Annotated in this window: 15 protein-coding genes; all 15 read left to right on the top strand. The window is 45.5% G+C overall.

What is annotated here, in order from left to right; translation table 11 throughout:
- The first annotated feature begins 6 nt into the window (after window positions 1–6).
- The 15 genes from Q5873_RS03860 to Q5873_RS03930 all read left to right on the top strand — a co-directional run bounded on the left by Q5873_RS03860 (window position 7) and on the right by Q5873_RS03930 (window position 17998).
- Complete coding sequence (locus Q5873_RS03860) at window positions 7–1374, top strand: hemolysin family protein (protein WP_071838112.1); 1368 nt, start codon at window positions 7–9, stop codon at window positions 1372–1374.
- Window positions 1375–1396: 22 nt separating this feature from the next.
- Window positions 1397–2107, top strand: a complete 711-nt coding sequence (gene recO / locus Q5873_RS03865) for a DNA repair protein RecO (RefSeq protein WP_276789595.1) — start codon at window positions 1397–1399, stop codon at window positions 2105–2107.
- A 301-nt stretch (window positions 2108–2408) separates the two neighbouring features.
- Window positions 2409–3284: a glycine--tRNA ligase subunit alpha gene (glyQ, locus tag Q5873_RS03870; RefSeq protein WP_205087599.1), complete on the top strand. Its 876-nt coding sequence runs from the start codon at window positions 2409–2411 to the stop codon at window positions 3282–3284.
- 1 nt (window position 3285) lies between these two features.
- Window positions 3286–5337, top strand: a complete 2052-nt coding sequence (gene glyS / locus Q5873_RS03875) for a glycine--tRNA ligase subunit beta (RefSeq protein ID WP_303059332.1) — start codon at window positions 3286–3288, stop codon at window positions 5335–5337.
- A 167-nt stretch (window positions 5338–5504) separates the two neighbouring features.
- On the top strand, window positions 5505–5846 hold the full coding sequence (gene rplS / locus Q5873_RS03880) for a 50S ribosomal protein L19 (RefSeq protein ID WP_028256013.1): 342 nt from the start codon (window positions 5505–5507) through the stop codon (window positions 5844–5846).
- Between the two features lie 188 nt (window positions 5847–6034).
- Window positions 6035–6940 carry a ribosome biogenesis GTPase YlqF gene (gene ylqF, locus Q5873_RS03885; protein ID WP_028256012.1) on the top strand — a complete coding sequence of 302 codons (906 nt, stop codon included), beginning with the start codon at window positions 6035–6037 and terminating at the stop codon, window positions 6938–6940.
- 29 nt (window positions 6941–6969) lie between these two features.
- Window positions 6970–7779 carry a ribonuclease HII gene (locus tag Q5873_RS03890; RefSeq protein WP_303059351.1) on the top strand — a complete coding sequence of 270 codons (810 nt, stop codon included), beginning with the start codon at window positions 6970–6972 and terminating at the stop codon, window positions 7777–7779.
- A gap of 359 nt (window positions 7780–8138) precedes the next feature.
- A complete protein-coding gene (locus tag Q5873_RS03895) occupies window positions 8139–8528 on the top strand; it encodes a YraN family protein (RefSeq protein ID WP_288760161.1) in 390 nt (129 codons plus the stop codon).
- A gap of 50 nt (window positions 8529–8578) precedes the next feature.
- Window positions 8579–10123, top strand: coding sequence for a YifB family Mg chelatase-like AAA ATPase (locus Q5873_RS03900; RefSeq protein ID WP_303059334.1), 1545 nt, complete (start codon window positions 8579–8581; stop codon window positions 10121–10123).
- Between the two features lie 118 nt (window positions 10124–10241).
- Window positions 10242–11507: a DNA-processing protein DprA gene (gene dprA, locus Q5873_RS03905; protein ID WP_288190976.1), complete on the top strand. Its 1266-nt coding sequence runs from the start codon at window positions 10242–10244 to the stop codon at window positions 11505–11507.
- On the top strand, window positions 11497–13830 hold the full coding sequence (gene topA, locus Q5873_RS03910; protein ID WP_303059337.1) for a type I DNA topoisomerase: 2334 nt from the start codon (window positions 11497–11499) through the stop codon (window positions 13828–13830). Before dprA ends, topA begins: the two co-directional genes overlap by 11 nt.
- Window positions 13831–13912: 82 nt before the next feature.
- Window positions 13913–15229: a methylenetetrahydrofolate--tRNA-(uracil(54)-C(5))-methyltransferase (FADH(2)-oxidizing) TrmFO gene (gene trmFO / locus Q5873_RS03915; RefSeq protein WP_303059339.1), complete on the top strand. Its 1317-nt coding sequence runs from the start codon at window positions 13913–13915 to the stop codon at window positions 15227–15229.
- Window positions 15229–15765 carry an ATP-dependent protease subunit HslV gene (gene hslV / locus Q5873_RS03920; protein WP_028256005.1) on the top strand — a complete coding sequence of 179 codons (537 nt, stop codon included), beginning with the start codon at window positions 15229–15231 and terminating at the stop codon, window positions 15763–15765. The genes trmFO and hslV overlap by 1 nt, the downstream gene beginning before the upstream one ends.
- A gap of 17 nt (window positions 15766–15782) precedes the next feature.
- The gene (gene hslU, locus Q5873_RS03925) at window positions 15783–17201 is read left to right on the top strand and encodes an ATP-dependent protease ATPase subunit HslU (RefSeq protein ID WP_303059341.1); all 1419 of its coding nucleotides are present in this window, start codon (window positions 15783–15785) and stop codon (window positions 17199–17201) included.
- Window positions 17202–17719: 518 nt separating this feature from the next.
- A complete protein-coding gene (locus Q5873_RS03930) occupies window positions 17720–17998 on the top strand; it encodes a hypothetical protein (RefSeq protein ID WP_303059342.1) in 279 nt (92 codons plus the stop codon).
- Window positions 17999–18298 lie beyond the last annotated feature (300 nt).

Raw genomic sequence — 18298 nt, forward strand, 5'->3', positions numbered from 1 at the left:
AAAGGAATGAGAACTATCGATACGCCCCTGGGGGACGGTCTACTCACTATCGGTTTGGCTGTCCTGTGTATTGTAATTATTAATTGTTTGGTGTTGGCAAAATTTTCCTTTGCCCGCCTACGAGAAGAGCATTTGGAGGATATGGAAAATCTCAGCGATTCTGCGCGAGAGTTTCTTCGGAAGTTATACCGTAATCCGGAACGCTTCATTAATACGGCACAGTTTATGCTATTATTTTTTGTTATATTGCTTGCCGGTGTTGGCAGCCGGTTGATGGAAGGAACGCTTCACAGCTGGCAAGGACAGCTGGCCGTAGAATATCCATGGTTGGCCGAGTGCTTAAACGTAGCAGTGCTACTCGTCATCAGTATGGTAGTCTTGGTGTTTGGGGAAATTATTCCCAAAGCCTTGGCATTGTCCTTCCCTACAAAATATGTTCGTTTCTCTGCCAGCTTTGTAGTCGCCTTAGGTACGATTGTTACTCCTTTTGTATGGTTAGCGCAGACTATCGGGAATTTCTTCTTGACGCGTATCGCTGCTCCGTATAGAACAGAAGTAGATTTAGTTCATACGGAAGAGGAAATACGTATGATGGTTAACCGCAGTCATTTGGAAGGACAGCTGGATCAAGTGGAAGGCGAACTAATAGATAATGTATTCGACTTTGTGGAACGCATGGCTAAAGAAGTTATGATTCCGCGACAAGATGTGGACTGTGTGTATGTGGAAGATAGCTTTGACGAAACGATGAAAACAGTAGCTTCTACCAGTCATACGCGATATCCGTTATGCATGGAAGACAAGGATCATGTTATCGGTTTGGTTCACATTAAGGATTTGATGGAGCAGCCACATAAAGCGCGGAAAGACTTACGATTAATTCGTCGAGATATTTTGACGGTACCGGAAGTGATGAAATTGTCCGTGTTGTTGCAATACATGCGCACCAAACGTATCTATCAAGCGATTGTCGTCGATGAATACGGCGGTATGGTTGGCTTAGTCGGTTTGGAAGATATCATCGAGGAATTGGTCGGCGATATCAAGGACGAACATGAAACAGACATGCCCGATATTGTTGATCACGGGGATGGCAGCTTTGATTTTGACGGTAAAGTCTTGGTTGATGATGTAGAGCATGCCATGAAGGTTACCTTCGATGAGGCAGAAGAGGATACAATCGGCGGTTATATTTTCGGGCTGTTGGAACGTACGCCGGAAGTAGGTGACGTTGTGGAAACCGCAGGCTATACCTTTATGGTTACCGATATGCAGGGCTATCGTATTGCTCGTTTGAAAGCGATGCCGATGGAGCCTGCGGAGCCGGAGGCGACCGAGGATGCTACCGACGGCGATGAAAAAAATGCGCAGTAGTTGCGCCGGATAGGAGGATGTCGTGAAAGAACGGGACGGTATTAATTGCGAAGCCATTGTTTTGTGGAAGCGGAAGCGTCGCCTTCATTCCGTCATTACCTTTTTGACGAAGCAAAAGGGAATTATTAATTGCTCCGTCTCTCATCGCGAACTGCAGCGTATGAAGGATACCGGTTACTTACAACCCTTCAGCAGTGTGTATATTACACTTATGCCGGACAGAGAGTATTATCGGCTCAAGCAAATCGATGGACGCTATTCGATTCGCTCCGTCGAGGAAAGTTTGGAAAGTATATATTATGCGGCTGCCGCGGGAGAACTGATTACGCGCCTCTTTTTGCAAGAGGAACAGGATTTTCGCGTGTATCGTACGGTAGCCGCCTTCTCGGAGAGAATTCGCACTAAGCCGGTGCGACTGGCCGTGATTTTACTGGGCTGGCAGTTGTTGTCGCTGGCCGGCTTTATCCCTGCTGCCGATGCGTATCAAAAAGGGAATGGTACCGATACCTTTTTTGATGAATTGCGAGGGATCACCGGTTACGGGCTTTCCGGAGAAGCAAAGAGAGCTTTGGGTATGATACTCCTATATCGCTGGGACAACAGCGTTACGGTAGCCTTTCCGGCAGTAGTGTGGCAAGAGCTGGAAAATAATTTATGGTCCTATGCAACTATGCAAATCGGTGCCGAGCCGACAGCTCTTGCTTTCTTACGGGAACTGAGTGATCATAAATGATAGTTGACAGACTACGTTTTCCTTGCTATGATTCTTCATATATAATATGTGCGATGAAGCAGAGGAGTAGATTCCTTTTCAGCGAGTGAGGACGGTGCAAGCTCACAACGAATCAAAGGCGCTGCGGAGTAATGACAGGAACGCCGTAAGGCTAGTAAAGGTCAACAAGATAAAAAAGAGGGCTTCGGCCAATAAGGGTGGAACCGCGGGTGAATCTCGTCCCTGTAGCGATTTTCGTTACAGGGATTTTTTTATTCCCGTAACGAGCAAATTGACGTGACTTTCTAGGAGGAACACAGCAATGACATTTCAAGAGATTATTTTACAGCTGCAGAAATTCTGGGCAGAACAGGGCTGTATCTTGCAACAGCCGTATGATATTGAAAAAGGGGCAGGCACGATGAACCCGGCTACGTTTTTGCATGCCATCGGACCGGAACCGTGGGCCGTATGCTATGTAGAACCGTCCCGTCGTCCTGCTGACGGTCGTTACGGGGATAACCCGAACCGTTTGTTCCAGCATCATCAGTTTCAAGTAATTGTTAAACCGTCGCCGGAAAATATTCAAGAATTGTATTTGGAAAGCTTGGCACGTCTTGGTATTCACGCCGAAGACCATGATATTCGCTTTGTTGAAGATAACTGGGAATCTCCGACATTGGGGGCCTGGGGCTTAGGCTGGGAAGTATGGCTGGACGGTATGGAAGTTACTCAGTTCACATACTTCCAACAGGTAGGCAGCATCGACGTTAAGCCGGTATCCGTAGAAATTACGTACGGCTTGGAACGCTTGGCAATGTACATTCAAGGCGTAGAAAATGTATATGATTTACAATGGAACGATCATGTAACCTATGGTGATATATGGCATTTAAATGAAGTGGAACAGTCCGTATACAATTTTGAACTGGCCGATACGGATATGTTGTTTACCTTATTCGATATGTATGAAAAGGAAGCTGTACGGGTATGTGAAAAAGGCTATGTATTACCGGCTTACGATTATGTACTTAAATGTTCGCACACCTTTAACTTGTTGGATTCTCGCGGTGCTATCAGCATCAGCGAACGTACAGCCTTCATCGGTCGCGTGCGTAACTTAGCTCGTATTTGTGCGCAAAGTTATTTGGCAAAACGTGAAGAATTAGGCTTCCCGCTGTTGAAAGGAGATAAGTAATATGGCAAAGGATGTTTTATTTGAAATCGGGGCGGAAGAAATTCCGGCTCATTATATGCCGGGCATATTGGCACAACTGAAAACCTTGGCAGAAACGAAATTAGACGAACATCATCTCGGTTACGGTTCACTGCGTACTCTGGGAACACCGCGTCGTATTGCGCTTCTTATCAATGATGTGGAAGATAGTTCAGCAGATATTCACGAACGTCACAAGGGACCGTCCATAAAGATTGCTTACAACGAAAATGGTGAACCCACAAAGGCGGCCATGGGCTTTGCTCGCGGCAAGGGCATTGACGTAAACGACTTAGTAGTGGAAGACGGATATATCTACGCGGAAACTACGACGGCCGGAGTGGCTGCCCGCGATATTTTAACCGAAATTTTACCGCAGTTGATTACGGGACTCAGCTTCCCGAAATCCATGCACTGGGGAAATCTCGATGAAAAATTCGTACGTCCGCTGCGTTGGTTGGTAGCCTTGTATGACACGGAAGTATTACCGATTACGTTTGCCGGCGTGCGTGCGTCCAACAGCAGTCGCGGTCATCGCTTCTTAGGCAAAAAGGAAATCCTTATCCAGCATCCGGCGGATTACGTGAAGAATTTGGAAGATAATTTTGTCATCGTGGATCAAGACAAACGTCGCGCCATGATTGAAGAACAATTACATGCCATTGCCGATGAAAAGAAGGCAACCATTGTTTGGGATGAAGATTTATTAGATGAAATCCTTTACCTCGTAGAATACCCGACGGCATTATGCGGTACCTTTGACGAATCCTATTTAACATTGCCAAGTGCTGCCGTTATTACACCGATGAAAGATCATCAGCGCTATTTCCCGTTGGTGGATGCGGAAGGTAAGCTGTTGCCGATGTTCTTAACCGTACGCAACGGTGATGCGCATTCGCTTAATGTGGTGCAGGCCGGTAATGAACGAGTATTGCGTGCCCGTCTTGATGATGCTAAGTTCTTCTTTAACGAAGACCGCAAGAAGGCATTGGCGGATCGTTCCGAAGGATTGACGCGTATCGTCTTCCAGGAAAGCCTTGGAAACTTGGCAGATAAAACAGAACGTTTGCTGGCATTAGGCGAATTGTTCGGTGAAGCCTGTGGCCTCGGCGAAGATGATATGGTTGCCTTGGAACGGGCCACCGTGCTTGCCAAGACGGATTTGACTACCGGTATGGTTACGGAATTTACGGAATTACAAGGTGTTATCGGTAAGGAATATGCTCTATTGGACGGAGAAAGCCCGGAAGTGGCAGAAGCCATTTTCGAACAATATTTACCGCGTTTTGCCGGTGATGTGTTACCTAAAACAGCAGCTGGTCGTGTACTCAGCGTCATCGACAAGGTAGATAATATTGTTGCTACCTTCAGTCGCGGTCTTATTCCGACGGGCTCCCAGGATCCTTACGCATTACGCCGACAGACGATTGGTATATTAAATATTCTGATTGACAGCAAATGGAACGTAAGTCTTCGTCCGTTACTTCGCGAAGCTATGGCGTTGCTTAACGTACCGGCAGAAAAGAGTGACGAATTGTTAGGTCAATTAGAACAGTTCATTACTTTGCGCTTGAAAAATATTTATTTGGATCGTGCGTTGCCGCATACCGTTATCGATTTGTTGTTATCCAATCCGTTGACAACGGTGGCTATGGCCGAAGGTATGGCTGCGGCTATCATGAAGGATCGCATTGATCAGAATACGGAACTGGTTCAGGCCTTCACTAGAATTTACAATCTGGTAAAGGATATGGAATTTGTTGCCGTTAATGAAGAATTGCTGAAGGAAACGGCTGAAAAAGAATTATTCGAACAAGCATCGGCCGCATATGAAGCCAGCCGTACTGCTTTAGAAGAAGAAGACTATGTTAAGTTGGTAGGTACGCCGGATAGCTTAGTACCGGCTATTAATCAGTTCTTTGATGCGGTTATGGTTATGGATAAGGACGAAGCAATCAAACAAAATCGTTTGCAGTTGTTGCGTTTAACCTATGAAACGATGGCAGTCATCGGTGATGTAAGTACTTTGAAATAGAAATGTAAGTGACTGAATAGTAGCATAGAGAATCAAAAAGTAAGAGCTGTCAGTAAATTTTACTTGTCATGGCTCTTACTTTTGTGTTAAGATGATAATGTTAATTTGAGATAGTCCGCTGCCTATGATGTTTGGGTAAGAATGTCTACAATAAGGAGGAAATAAAAGTGAACATTATCAACGTACTTGAGCAAGAACAACTTCGTGCAGACATTCCTGCATTCCGCGCCGGTGATACCGTACGCGTACATGTAAAGGTTGTCGAAGGTAGCCGTGAACGTATCCAGGTATTTGAAGGCTTGGTTATCAACCGTCAGGGTGGTAGCGTTCGTGAAACCTTCACGGTAAGACGTATCGCTTCCGGCGTTGGCGTGGAAAGAACGTTCCCGCTTCACAGCCCACGTCTTGCAAAAATCGAAGTAATGCGCCATGGTGTTGTACGTCGTGCAAAATTGTACTACTTACGTAACCTCACCGGTAAAGCTGCTCGTATTCGCGAAAAACGCTAATCCGGATAAAAGGCTGCCCTTGGAGGCAGCCTTTTATTTTGTCCGAATCTATCACATACACGAATTGCGAATAGGAAATCGGCGAAGACATACGATTATCTTAGCTATATTGTTATCTATAAAACAGAGTAACAGTGTAATCATACAGAATAATACTTGATGAAAGATAAAATGATGGGAGGCTGACAATGGATACAAAAAAAGAAGTATTTCCGGTAGTGCATTGGTTTCCGGGACATATGGCAAAGGCTACCCGCATGATTAAGGACTATGTAAAAAAAGTAGATGTGGTGATCGAGCTCTTGGATGCTCGCATTCCGCGCAGTAGTGCGAATCCGGTGATTACCGAGGTGGTTGGGCAAAAGCCGCATATTATCGTCCTCAATAAAGTAGACCTGGCGGATGCGAAGGCAACGAAAGCCTGGACGGAATTCTTTACAGCCCAAGGCATTACTGTTCTTGCCATTGACTCCAAGACAGGCAAAGGCAAGAAGCAGTTGGTCAAAGCGGTAGAGCGATTGAGCAAGCCGATCATTGATAAATGGACAGCGAAGGGAATCCGAAGTCGTTCGGTGCGCACGATTATTTTGGGCATACCGAATGTAGGAAAATCTACGTTGATTAATTCGTTGGCCGGTGCAGCAGCAACGCGAACGGCGGATAAACCGGGACATACGCGCGGACAGCAATGGGTTAAAATCGGTAAAAATTTGGAATTATTGGATACTCCCGGCGTATTGTGGCCAAAGCTGGAAGATCAACGTGCTGCAGCACGTTTGGCAATGACCGGTGCTATTTCCGATGATGTGTATGATTTGGAAGCAGTTATGAAACAGTTGTTGATGCAGTTAACGGAGCAAGCGCGGGATGTGCTCATGGCACGCTACAAGCTGAAGGAGGAACATCTCGTTTCAACGGATACATTACTTGATGCCATAGGTCGTAAGCGCGGTTGTTTGGTAAGCGGCGGTGTTGTGGATTTAGATAAAGCGCGCCGGATTATTTTAAACGACTATCGCTCGGCTAAGCTGGGACTGCTTACGTTAGATGCTGTTGATGAAGAACCGTATTATACCGATGGAGAAGATAAATGAGTGATAGCCCTAAGGTCCCGTTGACACAGATGCAAAAGGATGCGTTTACATCTCTTACGGTAAAGGAAATAAAAGCGATCTTTGATGAAGGTAATTTTCCTTTCGATATGCTGCTATGGGCGCAGGAGGATAGGCGAAGCTCCGTGCAAAAGCTGGCAGCATCGTATGTGATGAAACAAAAAAGAGCGTTGGAAGAGAAACAACGTCTGGATGCGATGTATGTATATGAGGATAGCTTTTATGAGGAGAACCGTTACCACGTTGCCGGTATAGATGAAGTGGGGCGCGGTCCGATTGCAGGCCCCGTAACGGTGGCTGCCGTTATTTTATCACCTCATACATATATTGCCGGTCTTAACGATTCCAAGAAGCTGTCCGAAAAGAAGCGAGAAGCATTATATGATGAAATTATAGAGAAAGCTATAGCGGTACGCTGCGTGTCCTACGCGGCAGATGTAATCGATCGACTCAATATTTACGAGGCTACCAGGCAAGCCATGTATGAGGCCATTCGCACGTTGCCCGTTGCGGCGGAAGCAGTGTTGGTAGATGCTATGCCGTTGCCGGAGCTTACTGTGCCGGTAGAGTCCTTGGTAAAGGGCGATAGCAAAAGCGCTTCTATTGCTGCGGCTTCGATCATTGCCAAGGTGACCCGCGACCGATACATGAAATCGTTGGATGCGGAGTATCCGGGATTCGGCTTTGGTATTCATAAGGGGTATTATACGGAGTTGCACAGGGAAGCTATTGAGAATATGGGGATTACGCCGCTTCATCGGCGAAGCTTTGAACCTGTGAAATCAATTGTGCAAGCACATGGTGAAGAAGATTTCCTATAACATGTAAATAGAAATATAGATGAAATAGATAAGATAGATACAATAGATAAGATAGATATAATAGATAAAAAAGTAAAAAGGCTGTGACCTGTGAGATGATTTTCTCATTGCGTCATGGTCTTTTTTATTTCTTCGGTTCCTTTGCTATAGGAAAGTAAAATGATGAAACGAGTTTCTTCGCAGCGAAGAAGACTATTTGTATCCGTGTTTCGCCGTACTTGATAGATAGTGTTGCTTTTTATCCGGTATAAGTAATGGCTCGTTCTTATTTATATGCCAAACGGTTAGCTTTTACAAACTGTAACATACGGAGTAGGCTAACAATGATTGCAGAAAAGAACAGAAGGGACTTGCAACGTATGATACGTAATAGAGAATTGGGACGACGCGGTGAAGAGCAGGCGGCATCGTATATAGAAGAACAAGGATATACCATTATAGGGCGCAATGTTCGTCTTGGCCGATATGAAATAGATATTATAGCCGTCGAGGCGAAGGTACTTGTTTTTATCGAAGTAAAAACGCGGCGAACCTATCGATATGGTTTACCTTGTGAAGCAGTCAATCCGATAAAGCAACAGCATATTAAGCAGGCCGCGGTATATTTTGTAGAGCGACTGCGGAGAAAGGCGGTGGAGTCGCCACTGTCCGATCCTATCGGCAGCTATGCGCTGCGCTTTGATATTATCGAGGTGTATTATACCTCGGCGGACCATGGTTGGTTACGTCATATGAAGAGTTGTTTCTAAGTATATTCGTGCACACACATTGAGTAACACAGCAGAGGAAGTGAAGGTACATGTATGCCAGAACGTACAGTATGGCTATTAATGGCTTGGATGCCTATACGGTAACGGTAGAGGTGAATATTACAAAAGGGTTACCCGCCTTTGAAATCGTAGGCTTACCGACGGCAGCCGTGCGCGAAGCAAAAGAACGGGTGCGGGCAGCTATTACAAATGCAGGGTTTACTTTTCCCATGCAACGCATCGTTGTCAACTTGGCACCGGCGGATATTCGTAAGGACGGAGCCGGACTTGATGTGGCGATTGCCGTAGGCATTATTTTCGCTTCGGCGCAAGGCGGGCGGAAGTTAAATAAAAATAAAAGGCAGTATATCAGTGACCATACCGTTTTTATCGGTGAAATGGCATTGGACGGGACGATAAAATCGGTACGCGGTATGCTGGCCATAGCCATTGCGGCAGATGACGAACAATGGGAGCTGATGGTAACCGGCGTAGATAATGGCAAGGAAGCAAAAGCGGCCTTTGCGAATCGGGTGATGATCAGTTCTTCGCTAAGTGAATTGATGAACATGCTTTGTAATGACAGTGAAAGAATATATGCCACAGCCGATGATAGATCAGATACGAAAGAAAGCTATACGGCCGATTTTAGCGATGTCAAAGGACAACAGGCAGCAAAGCAAGCATTGGAAATAGCCGCTGCCGGTGGTCATCATGTACTGCTTTGCGGCGTGCCGGGTGCCGGTAAAACTATGTTAGCCCGCTGTATGCCTTCCATTTTACCGCCTTTAACCGAGACCGAGCAGCTGACCATCAGTCGAATTTACAGCATTGCCGGATTATTGCCGTCACAGCAATTAATGAAGGAGCGCCCCTTTAGGAGCCCCCATCACACAATTACTATGGCGGGCATGGTAGGTGGCGGTGCCGTTCCCAAGCCGGGGGAGTTAACCTTAAGTCATGGCGGTGTATTGTTTCTCGATGAAGCGCCGGAATTTAAACGACCGGTACTGGATGTATTGCGGCAACCCTTGGAGGATGGGGTGGTTACGATTTCGCGGGCTTCCGGAAGTTATTCGTATATGTGCCGATTTATTTTGGTAATGGCTATGAATCCTTGCCCCTGCGGTTGGTACGGTCATGAAGACACCATGCATCATTGCATATGCACCACCCATCAGGTAGAACAGTACCAGCGCACCTTGTCCGGACCGTTGCGGGATCGCCTTGATATGTATATACCGGTGGACAGACCTAAGTTAGAAGAATTACAGGACAGTGGTCACAGCGAATCGTCGGTAGCAATTCGTCAGCGTGTAATGGAAGCAAGAGAACGTCAGCAAAAGCGAGCTGCCGCATACGGCATAAAGGAAGATACCCTTAACAGCAGGCTATCTCACCATGATTTGCAACAAATGCTTCGTTATGACAGCAGTGCCGAGCAAATGATGGAAACGGCATTCACCCGACTTCACATCAGCTTGCGCAGCTATGATAAATTGCTTCGCGTCGCACAAACGGTGGCGGATTTGTCCGGTGACGATCGGATTACCGGCAATCACATAGCAACGGCATTGGCCTATCGAGGACAGTGAGGACAGTAAGGATAGGTTGGGTTAGTCGATATAAATCATTCGTACACATACGAGACGAATCATAATTACACATGCGGTACAAATTATAATTACACCTATGGAAAAGGAGACCATCAGTATGGCAACACAAACAAGAGAAACAAATATGACTTCCCATTTTTATATAGCGGTCATGCAATGTGTGGAAGGCTTGGGCGCTATGGGAATACGGCGTTTAATTGCGTATTATAAAACACCAGAAGCAGCTTGGCAGGCATTGTTAACCAATGATGAATCAGTGTATGCATTAGGAATAAAAGGGATTAAACCCAACACATCAGAGCGAACTATGTTGGAATCATTGCCGACGGTGCTAAAGAAACAACTGGACTATTGGGATATTCATTTTGTTACCTACTTGGATGCCATGTATCCGCCGCAATTAAAAGATATCTATAACCCGCCGGCGGTGCTCTTTTACCGAGGCAGTGAAAAATTATTGCGTACCGAGCGCGGCGTTGCTATGGTGGGAGCGCGTAAATGTACACAATACGGACGCAATGTGGCAGCTGAGTTTTCCTATGAATTGGGACAGAAGGGTGTCGTTGTGATCAGCGGCGGCGCACGAGGGATTGACGGTTGCTCACATATGGGAGCCTTGCATGCAAAGGCGCCGACAATCGCAGTTATGGGATGCGGATTGGATACGGTGTACCCGCGGGAGCATGCTAAATTATTTCGCGATATTCTTTTAGGTGGAGGTACCTTGGTCAGTGAATATCCGCCGGGAGTAAAACCACTGGGCACTCATTTCCCTATGCGCAATCGCATTATCAGCGGTTTGGCTAAAGCGGTAGTCGTAGTCGAAGCCAAGGCCAGCAGTGGATCCTTGATTACAGCGGACATAGCTATCAATGATGGACGTGATGTATTTGCTGTTCCGGGAAATGTGTTAAGCGGGGAAAGCGAAGGGACGAATTGGTTGTTGCGGCAAGGTGCGATGGTACTTACTCATACCGATGATATTATCGAGGAATACGATTGGGCACCAAAGGAAAGCAAGCAGGCATGTAAGGTGGCAGGTGTAGTCAAGGAAGTAAAAAATCACAATGGCAATAGTGAGGATACAGGGATGCCTACCGACAGCGGAACGGAGAAGATAAAAAAAGAGAGTAGCCATAATAGCGCATGTATGTTAAGCTGTAGTTTGGAAGAAAAGAAAGTATTGCAGGTATTGTCGTACAGTACAACCTACTCCGTTAATGAAATACTAGAACAAACGGACCTTTCTTTATCTTCTCTTCATACTGTATTGCTACAATTAGAATTGAAAGGTCTGGTGGAGCAAAGCTCACCGGGCAACTATATCATGTTGACACTTGGGAGGAATCAATTTGTCGATTAAACGATCGATTGTCATCGAAGAGAAAGAAAAAACAAATGAACCTAAAGAGGAACGCCAGGTACAGGGTCGTGTATCCGTTACGGTAGGTAAAGATACAAAGGTCGTACAATATGTGGCGTCTGCACCTGAAGACAGAGAGATTCGTACCTTTAAGCCGGATGGAAAAACCTTGGTAATTGTGGAATCACCGGCGAAGTCAAAAACGATTGAAAAATTTTTAGGTCCCGATTATGTAGTGCGTGCCAGCATGGGGCATCTGCGAGATTTACCGAAAAGTCAGTTAGGCATTGACATAGAGAATGGATTTGTGCCGCGCTACACAAATTTGGCTACGCGAAAAAAATTAATCGATGAGCTGCGCGCCGAAGCGGATGATGCTAAGGGTGTTCTGCTCGCAACTGACCCGGACCGCGAAGGGGAAGCTATTTCTTGGCATTTAGCATATATACTGAATATGGATACGGCCTCTACATGTCGTATTACCTTTAACGAAATTACGAAAACAGCGGTAGCCGAAGCCATCGAAGCACCGCGCACGATAGATATGAATATGGTGGATGCGCAACAGGCGCGCCGAATATTGGACCGTTTGGTAGGATATAAGTTAAGTCCGCTACTGTGGAAAAAGGTATGTAAAGGGCTGAGTGCCGGGCGCGTGCAGTCTGTGGCAGTGCGCTTAATCTGTGAACGGGAACGAGAAATTAAGGCCTTTGTGCCGGAAGAATATTGGACGATCAGCGCCGAGTATCTTACCGAGGCGAAGGAAGCGTTTACTGCAGAGCTGACGCACATCGGTAAAGAGAAGGTGCATATTGCCGATGAAGCAGCGGCGATGGCGATTAAAGAAGCTTTGGATGGGAAGGAAGCTACGGTGGTATCCGTGGATAAACGAAAGCGGTCTCGCAAGGCGCCGGCGCCGTTTACTACATCGACCCTACAACAAGAAGGGGTGCGCAAGCTGAACTTCGGTGCTAAACGAACGATGATGTTGGCACAGCGTTTGTATGAAGGGATTGAAATCGGCGGCTACGGTCATGTCGGCTTGATTACCTATATGCGTACGGACTCTACGCGTATTGCTCACGAAATGCAAGAGGCTGCTAAAACGCACATCATTAAAGAATTTGGCAAGGATTATTATCCGGCGAAACCAAATGTATTCGGCACGAAAGAAAGCAGTCAGGATGCGCACGAAGCGATTCGTCCTACCAGCTTGGAGCTTCCGCCGAAGATGGTGGCACAATTTTTAAATCGCGATGAATTAAAACTGTACACGATGATTTGGAATCGCTTTATTGCGTCGCAAATGGCAGCGCAGCGCAGCGAAACGGTAACGACGCAATTAGCTGTGGACGAATATACATTGCGCGCTTCCGGGAGCAAGGTCATCTTTAAAGGCTTTACGGAAGTGTATGACGTAGATAAAAACGAAGAAGAAACGACCATGCCTATACTGGCAGCCGGTGATAACGTAACCAATACGGGAATCGATCCGAAGCAGCACTTTACGCAACCGCCGGCACGCTACTCCGAAGCCAGCTTGATTAAAACCTTAGAAGAACAAGGCATTGGTCGTCCGAGTACGTACGCACCGATTATCGACACGATTATCAGCCGCAATTATGTAGAACGGCAGGATAAGCAATTTGTGCCTACCGAATTGGGCTTTGTAGTTGTAGATTTTTTGATCGACCATTTTGAAAAGCTGATTAATGTGCGCTTCACCGCGGAATTGGAAGAAGAACTGGATGCCATTGCCGGCGGTAAAGAAAACTATCGCGAGGTGTTGGCACAATTTTATGATATGTTTTCTAAGGAACTGGAAGAAGCCAGTGAGGTGGATCGCGTAAAAATCGCCGATGAAGAAAGTGATGTCATCTGCGATAAGTGCGGGCATCCAATGGTGTATAAATTCGGTCGGTTCGGTCGGTTCTTGGCATGTTCAAACTTCCCGGAATGTAAAAATACAAAGCCGATTACGGTGAGCACCGGCGTGCCTTGTCCGAAATGCGGCGAAGGGATGATTGTGGAACGCAAATCTAAACGAGGACGGGTTTTCTATGGTTGCGATCGGTATCCGGAGTGCGATTTTACACTGTGGAATAAACCGGTGAACGAAACATGTGATACCTGCGGTAGCTTACTGGTAGAAAAGACGTACAAAAACGGAACAGTGAAAAAATTCTGCTCCAATGATGATTGTCCGACACGTCCGAAGCGGAAGCCTCGCAAGAAGAAAGAAGCGACTGCGGATACAGAAAAAACACAAGATACTACTAGTGATACAGGCAACGAACACGGTGATACGGCGCAGAAGCTATAAGGACAGCACCATGATATAATAATTATCTAAGTTTATGTAATTATCTAAAGTAAAGTGATGCTAGTATATAAGGAGACTGAAGGTGACAACAGAAAAGGTAACAGTAATCGGAGCCGGTTTGGCCGGTTCGGAAGCAGCTTGGCAATTGGCGGAGCGCGGCGTACAGGTAACTCTTTATGAAATGAGACCGAAAGCGTCATCGCCGGCACATCATACAGAACAATTTGCAGAATTGGTATGCAGCAACTCGCTGCGTGCAGCGAATATAGAAAATGCCGTGGGACTGCTTAAAGAAGAAATGCGTCGCATGAATTCGTTAATTATGACATGCGCCGATGCGACAGCAGTACCAGCCGGTGGGGCATTGGCCGTAGATCGTCATAAATTTAGTGCTATGGTAACGGCTACCTTGGAAGCCCATCCTAATGTAACGGTTGTACGTGAAGAGGTAACTTCTATTCCTGACGAGGGTATTGTTATTATTGCTACAGGCCCGTTAACAGCTCCGGTGTTAGGCGAGAAGATTAAGGCGCTTACTGGTAGCAATGATTTTTACTTTTATGATGCGGCAGCCCCGATTGTAACGGCGGAGTCGTTGAATTATAATAAAGTCTTTGCCGCTTCGCGGTATGATAAGGGTGATGCGGATTATTTGAATTGCCCGATGACGAAAGAAGAATACGAAACTTTTTGGCAAGCGTTGACGACAGCCGAAGCAGTACAGCCAAAAGAATTCGAAAAAGAAATATATTTCGAAGGATGCATGCCGGTAGAAATCATGGCAGCCCGCGGTATTGACACATTGCGTTTTGGGCCTTTGAAGCCGGTAGGCTTGGTGGATAAACGGACAGGTGTGGAATCCTATGCGGTTGTGCAGCTGCGCAAGGAAAATAAGGATGCTACCATGTTTAATTTGGTTGGCTTCCAGACGCATCTGAAATGGGGCGAACAAAAACGCGTGTTCCAGATGATTCCGGGATTGGAACAAGCCGAGTTTGTGCGGTATGGAGTTATGCATCGCAATACGTACATCAACTCCCCGGAATTACTGAATCATGCCTTCCAGCTCAAAAAGGAACCGCGTCTTTTCTTTGCCGGACAAATGACAGGTGTAGAAGGCTATTTGGAATCCGCTGCCTCCGGTTTGATGGCAGGCTTACAGGCTATGCGCTACGTACGGGGCGAAGCACTCATTGATTTTCCGAAAACGATGGCGATGGGTGGTCTGAGTCACTATATCAGTGCGTACGAAGGCAGTAATTTCCAACCTATGAATATCAATTTTGGTATTATGGAACCATGGCCGGGAAAAATTCGTAAAAAGAAAGAAAAAAATGCACTCATTGCTGCCAGAGCCTTGGAGGAATTGGCTGCAGTGAAAGAAAAGGAGAATTTGTAATGTCAGAATTTCATGCAACTACTATATGTGCCGTAAAGAGAGACGGTAAAACTGCCATTGCCGGTGACGGACAGGTTACCATGGGCAACAGTGTGGTAATGAAAAATACCGCGCAAAAGGTACGTCGTCTATATAACGGTAAGGTGATTTCCGGCTTTGCCGGCTCCGTGGCAGATGCATTTACCTTGTTTGAAAAATTTGAAGGCAAGCTCAATCAGTACAATGGACAATTAGTTCGTAGTGCGGTAGAGTTGGCAAAGGAGTGGCGTAGCGATAAAGTATTGAAAAATCTGGAAGCCCTATTATTGGTAACGGATGGCACGTCGATTTTGCTGATTTCCGGTAACGGTGAGGTGATCGAACCGGACGATGGTATTCTGGCTATCGGTTCCGGCGGAAACTATGCATTGGCAGCCGCACGTGCATTGGTGGCGAATACAACACTCAGTGCCAAGGAAATTGCGGAACGATCCTTGCATATTGCTGCAGATATTTGCGTATATACCAACCACAACGTTATTGTGGAAGAATTATAAGGGGGGGGGCGTGACGGATGGAAATGAATTACACACCGCGTCAGATTGTGGCTGAACTGGATAAATATATTGTAGGGCAACAGGAAGCTAAGAAAATGGTTGCCATCGCACTTCGTAATCGGTGGCGTGCTAAGCAGTTGCCGGAAAGCGTACGGGAAGAGTATGTGCCGAAGAATATTTTACTCATCGGCCCTACCGGCGTAGGTAAAACAGAATTGGCCCGTCGCTTGGCAAAATTGATGAAAGCACCGTTTATCAAGGTGGAAGCAACTAAATATACGGAGGTCGGCTATGTTGGGCGTGACGTGGATCAGATGATTCGCGATCTCGTGGAAAACTCCGTGCGTATGGTTAAAGAAGAGATGTTGGCTGCACAGGAAGAAAAAGCAATGGAATTGGCTAACCAGCGGTTACTGCAAATCTTATGGCCGAAAAAAGAAGACTCCGCCAAGGGGCGTAAATTTAACAACCCTTGGGAAATGCTTTTTAACGATAGTGAAAACGAAGATACTAACGAAGCAGAGGAAGCTAAGACACCGGCAGAGGATCCGGAGATGTCCGAAAAGCGCGCTGCCTTTTATGAAAAACTTAAAAACGGTCTTATGGATAGCCGCGAAATCGAAATCGAAGTGGAAGAAGCACCGAAAGGCTTTACCGGTATGCTTACCGGTAGCACACCGGATGAACTATCCAGCAATTTCCAGGACATGATGGAAAACATCATGCCTAAGAAAAAGAGAAAACGCCGTACTACGGTAGGCAATGCGCGCAAGATTTTTAGTCAAGAAGAAGGACAGAAGCTGCTCGATATGGATACGGTAACGGAAAAAGCCGTAGAGCTGGCTGAAAAAGAAGGGATCGTATTTATCGATGAATTCGATAAAATTGCAGGTAACAACGGTCGTAGCGGTGCCGATGTATCCCGTGAAGGCGTACAGCGCGATATTCTGCCTATCGTCGAAGGAGCAACGGTATCTACAAAATACGGTCCGGTTAAAACCGAACATATCTTGTTCATTGCTGCCGGGGCTTTCCACGTGTCCAAGCCGTCTGACTTGATTCCGGAATTGCAAGGGCGCTTCCCGATTCGTGTCGAACTGAACAGCTTGAAACAGGAAGACTTCAAGGCAATCTTAACGACACCGGAACAAGCATTATTGAAACAGTATCATATGTTGCTGAAGGCTGATAACGTAACTATTCATTTTATGGAAGAAGCCATCGATAAGATTGCGGAATTGGCGTATCGCGTTAATAATGAAACGGAAGATATTGGAGCTCGTCGATTGCATACGATTTTAGAAAAATTGTTACAGGATATTTCCTTTAACGCGCCGCCGGCAGAACCGGTTGATGTCACCATTACAGCAGCCATGGTAGAATCTCAGTTGGGAGATATCGTTAAGGACGTTGATTTGTCGAACTTCATTCTGTAAGAGCAATGTGTATCATTCGTTACAGCCTATGCGTAGGTACTACCGGGTGATACCTGGTAATGGGTGATGAAAAAAGTAAAAGAGGTAATGTATCCTTTGCAGATGCGTTACCTCTTTTTTGTTTAGTGGTATTCCTTCGGAGAAAAATTGATTTGTGAAATTGGAGTAATACTTACTATTACATTGACTTCTTTTGCCCCTATTTAAAATGATGACTCTTTTCTTATTTATAAAATGCCAATCGCATCCGTTATATGCTAATTGATATAGAAGTAGTACGTGTCTTTAACAATAATTATTTTCTGATTAATTCATAACAATCGTATAGAAAATATGGTAATAGCAACATTTAAAATACCTGCCAGACATATGAGTAGTGTATGTGATAATTAATACTGAGGGCATATATTAGCACTGAGCGTGTTTATTATCACTGACAGGAAAATAATGAACAGCTGAGAAGTTAAATAGGACAACAACACTTCCTCCTCGTATTAGTAATAGCAGGGAGGGATTTTATGATTACCAAACAAACCGGTAGTAGCATTGGGTCTACCATTAAAGATATGCTAGACGAAAAAATAAACAGTAATACTATTATGGATAACAATCCAGGTGTAACTACCAATACACGTACAACTTTTTTATACTCACATCCTACTCAATCTTTATTAGTCCATGAAGATGTAATAGACTACGAAACACAACTAGCCTTACGCGAAAAATGGAGGAACCTAACCATTACGGATAATTTTCTTTTTGAAAAAGTAATGCGCAACAAACGAGTTTACGCATAGAGAGTAGACTACCAGTAACGAAAGCTCGGTTTATCGAAGAGCATTTCTTATACTGATAGTCTACTCTCTTTTCTTTCCCTCCAGGTGGAAGAAAGCGATGTCCATATATCGCAAGAGTGTCATTCGCAAGACCTGACCTCTGAGATATATGGACATCGCTTGTAAAAAATCTGTTTTATCTTTTACAATATATACATACCCATATAGTTCATGGTGACTTTGTAAAAGAAATTGATGAAGAATTAGGCTCTTCTGGCATCCCTGTGGGTAAGAAATGCCGCTTTCCCTTGTAATCAAGCT

Origin of the sequence: Veillonella magna (assembly GCF_959600285.1) — a bacterium.
Taxonomy (GTDB): domain Bacteria; phylum Bacillota; class Negativicutes; order Veillonellales; family Veillonellaceae; genus Veillonella_A; species Veillonella_A magna.